2 protein-coding genes are annotated in these 3,831 nt (G+C 36.2%); both read right to left on the reverse strand.

Translation table 11 applies throughout. From position 1 onward, the window contains the following. Positions 1 to 183 precede the first annotated feature (183 nt). Positions 184 to 450: a DksA/TraR family C4-type zinc finger protein gene (locus CXF64_RS09180; protein ID WP_101163381.1), complete on the reverse strand. Its 267-nt coding sequence runs from the start codon at positions 448 to 450 to the stop codon at positions 184 to 186. Between the two features lie 251 nt (positions 451 to 701). Further along, the gene (locus CXF64_RS09185) at positions 702 to 3,569 is read right to left on the reverse strand and encodes a M16 family metallopeptidase (RefSeq protein ID WP_101216866.1); all 2,868 of its coding nucleotides are present in this window, start codon (positions 3,567 to 3,569) and stop codon (positions 702 to 704) included. Between the last annotated feature and the right edge of the window lie 262 nt (positions 3,570 to 3,831).

Genomic DNA, 3,831 nt, shown 5'->3' on the forward strand with positions numbered 1-3,831 from the left:
CTAAATAAAAAATTTTTAACGACGTTATAGTGCAATTTAATTCGTTAAATTGATCAAATTAATTCGTTAAATTGATCAAAGATTTATGCTGGTTGGTATAACTATGGAGGGATTTAATTTTATAAATTGTTCAAATATTTATGCAGGTTGGTATTAAATAAAAAGGTGCTTTTCAGCACCTTTTTAACGCAACTGACTATCTTTACTGCCACGTCTATTAAACGATTTAGCGCTAGCATCATTACCTTCTATCGCAGCTTGGCATGTAACACAATAACGCACTCCTGGTAACGCGATCCTTCGTGCTTGTGGGATTTTCTCGTCGCACTCGTCACATAACTCTGCACTTGCGCCAGATATTAAATTGCTTCTTGCATATTGTACGGCGTCGTTAACACTCGCATCAATTTGATCTTGAATTGCACCGTCTCGTGCCCATCCACTTGCCATAAATCCTCCTAATAAAGTTGGATGTTTAAATTTATGCTACCAAATCGAATCTTTATAAGTACTGAATAAAAGAGCTAGGAATGTGATCTTCTTTGAAGGCTTAAGCTACGAAACTATATTTTATATCTTAAGGAAAGGTGCTGTAGTTGCTCCTTGTAATCTACTTCTCACAAAAAGTTCAACACTCTACAATTAGGCAAAAAAAAGCAGCTAAAAAAGCTGCTTTATAATTTCAATGATTTATTTAAATATTAAAGACTGTAGTCAACAACCTTCATACCTAATTTTTCGAGCTCTGGGCGAAGCGTTTTAGCATCACCCACTACTAAATAAATCATGTCTTTAGTATTTAAGTGTTTTTTAGCTAAGGCGTTAACTTCTTCTTTGCTAATATTGCTAACAATCTCATTTCTTTCTTTTACAAAGCTAGGTTTTAAATCGAACTCTAATATTTGTGCTAAAAAGCCAAGTTTTGCATTAGGCGTTTCGTATTTAAGCGCATCTTTTTGATTGATAGCCTTACGCATAAACATAAGCTCTTCGTCAGTGACACCGTTTTGAGCATAGTTATTAAGCTCATTAGTAAACTCTGTAATAGACGCTGCAGTAGAGTCGGCTCTCACCGCTGCAGAAGCGGTAAAGCCACCTGATGTTTTATCACCCCAGAAACGAGAGCGAGCACCGTAAGTGTAGCCTTTATCTTCTCGTAAATTTAGATTGATACGGCTGTTAAACGTGCCACCCAGTGCAAAGTTCATCAAGTTAGCTTTAAAGAACTCACCTGTAATATCTTCAACCATATCGCGTTTACCTATTCGAATTTCTGATTGAGGAGCGTCTGGTTTATCAACCAAATAAATTACATTAGTTTCTACTTTAGGTTCACTGAAATCAACCGCTACTAAGCTCGATTTACCTTTCCAATTTGTAAGTGTAGCTTTAACTTTTGGTTCAATTGTTGACTCTTTTAAATCAGAAACAATAATTACTTGAGCGCCCTGCGGTTTAAAGTTTGCGTTATAAAAAGCTTTAACGTCAGCAAGTGTAATAGCCTCTATACTATTAAGCGTTCCAGTACTTGGAAGTGCAGCTATATTGTTGCCATATAGTAATTTACTATATGTATTAGATGCTAAATACCCAGCATCCTTCATTGAATGTTGAATATTTTGAATGATTTGCTTTTTATTACGCTCAAAGTCATCGGCATTAAATGCTGGTTTAAATAACTTTTCTTCGACAAGCTTTAGCGTTGCATCTACATTTTTGGTTAAGCTAGAAACATACACATTTGTATGTGTTTTATCTGAGTAGATACTTACCTGGCTACCTAGTTTTTCAAGCGCGTTACTCATCTGCTCTGTAGTGTAGTTTTGCGTTGACTCGCTCATTAACGATGCAGTTATTGATGATAAACCCACTTTACTAGCTTGCTCACTGTACAGGCCACCCGGAACTTTAATGAAAATAGCGGTAGTTGGCGTTTCTGTACTTTGAGTACCTAATATTTTAATACCGTTTTCGGTCTTAGTTTGCCAAAGAGTAGGAACATCAACAGCAGGATTTGCGCCGGCCTCTGGGTGAGCACTTCGATCAAATGTATCAACAGCTCTTCGTGCCACTAAATCATCAGCTGAAGTTGTAGATGGACCTCCAAAATCATGCGATTTAGGCGTAAAGTTGTCTGGTGCAGCTATAAGTTGAGTTTGGCCTTCTGGCACAACACTCATAATAACGGCAGATTTACCTTTGATATATTGATTAAAAACACGCATAACATCAGCTTTTGTAACTTTGTTATAACGTGCAATCTCATCTTTAGCTGAGTTTGGGTTACCTGTAAACGTTTCTGACGCGGCTAGTTGAGAGACTTTTCCTGATACGCTTTGCAGACCAAAAATTGCACCAGATTCTATTTTAGCTTTTACTTTATCTAAATCATCTTGTGTAACGCCACGCTCTTCAAACTCAACAAATGAATCACGAATGATTTTTTCCATATCAGCTAACGTTTTCCCTGCTGTAGGATTTGGTAAAGCATAAAGACTAATTGAACACGCTAACTCTTGGCATGGATGATTTGCACTTGCTTGAACAGCAAGTTGAGTTTTAACTAAGTTTTTGTATAGTAGTGAATTATTACCACCACCCAATATTTCAGCAAGTATATCAAGAGGTGCTTCATCTTCAGAGCGAGCGTAAGTAGTTGGGAAACTCATACTTAATAAAGGTAAATGTACCTTATCTTCCATTGAAATATATCTATCAGCATTGAGTGTTACAGCTGTTTTTTCTACTGTAGGGATTTCAGGGCCTTTTGGAATTGGTGCAAAGTATTTAGTAACTAATGGCAGTATTTCATTAGCGTTGATATCGCCACCAATAGTAAGCGTTGCATTATTAGGACCATACCACTTTAAAAAGAATGCTTTTAAATCATTTACATTTACGCGATTAAGATCGTCCATAAAACCAATTACTGGCCATGAATATGGATGACCATCTGGATACATCGCTTGAGCAACACGTTCACCTAAACGACCATAAGGGCGATTATCAACACGTTGGCCGCGCTCATTTTTTACTGTTTCGCGTTGTACTTCAAATTTTTCTTGGGTTACAGCATCGAGTAAAAAGCCCATTCGATCAGCTTCTAGCCACAACATTTTTTCTAATTGATTTACAGGTACTGTTTCAAAATAATTTGTTCTATCTGAGTTAGTTGTACCATTTAAAGTACCGCCTGCTTCAGATATTATTTTAAAATGTTCCTCATCAGCAACATTCTCTGAACCTTGAAACATCATATGCTCAAAAAAGTGAGCAAAGCCTGACTTACCCAACTCTTCGCGAGCAGAACCAACGTGGTATGTTACATCAACGTGTACTAAGGGATCTGAATGATCCTCATGCACAATTACAGTTAAACCGTTATCTAGTTTATATTTTTTATACGGTATGTTGATTTCACCTGCATTAGATTTCACTGATTCAATAAGTGTAACGCCAGGAATTGATGTTTCTGTAACAATATTTTTATCAACAGCTTGAGTTGAGCTATTACATGCAGCCAACCCTGATGCAAGTAAAACAGCAAGTGCAATTTTTGTGAGTTTCATTTTTTAGTCCATATTTAAATTAACTCAATGAGTTTAAAGACTAATTAAAAGTACAACAAGGAATATGGAGCGATTATGGGTTTGGTTTTGTAACAAAGTGTAAATAGATTGATATAAAAATGAAGTGTAAAATGAGGATATTAATTTGTGGTTTTATTCTAATAACACTGCACTTCCCTATCTAAGTAGTAAATGACATAGCTAAGAAATTGATACTCTTAATAACATCGTGCATATAGAGTGTTATGTAACACTGCTTTAT

This window comes from Pseudoalteromonas sp. GutCa3 (assembly GCF_002836155.1).
GTDB lineage: Bacteria > Pseudomonadota > Gammaproteobacteria > Enterobacterales > Alteromonadaceae > Pseudoalteromonas > Pseudoalteromonas arctica.

Bases quoted from the DNA above. Each gene is read 5' to 3' on its own strand.
- CXF64_RS09185 (WP_101216866.1), bottom strand. From the start codon at position 3,569: ATGAAACTCACAAAAATTGCACTTGCTGTTTTACTTGCATCAGGGTTG.
- CXF64_RS09180 (WP_101163381.1), bottom strand. From the start codon at position 450: ATGGCAAGTGGATGGGCACGAGACGGTGCAATTCAAGATCAAATTGAT.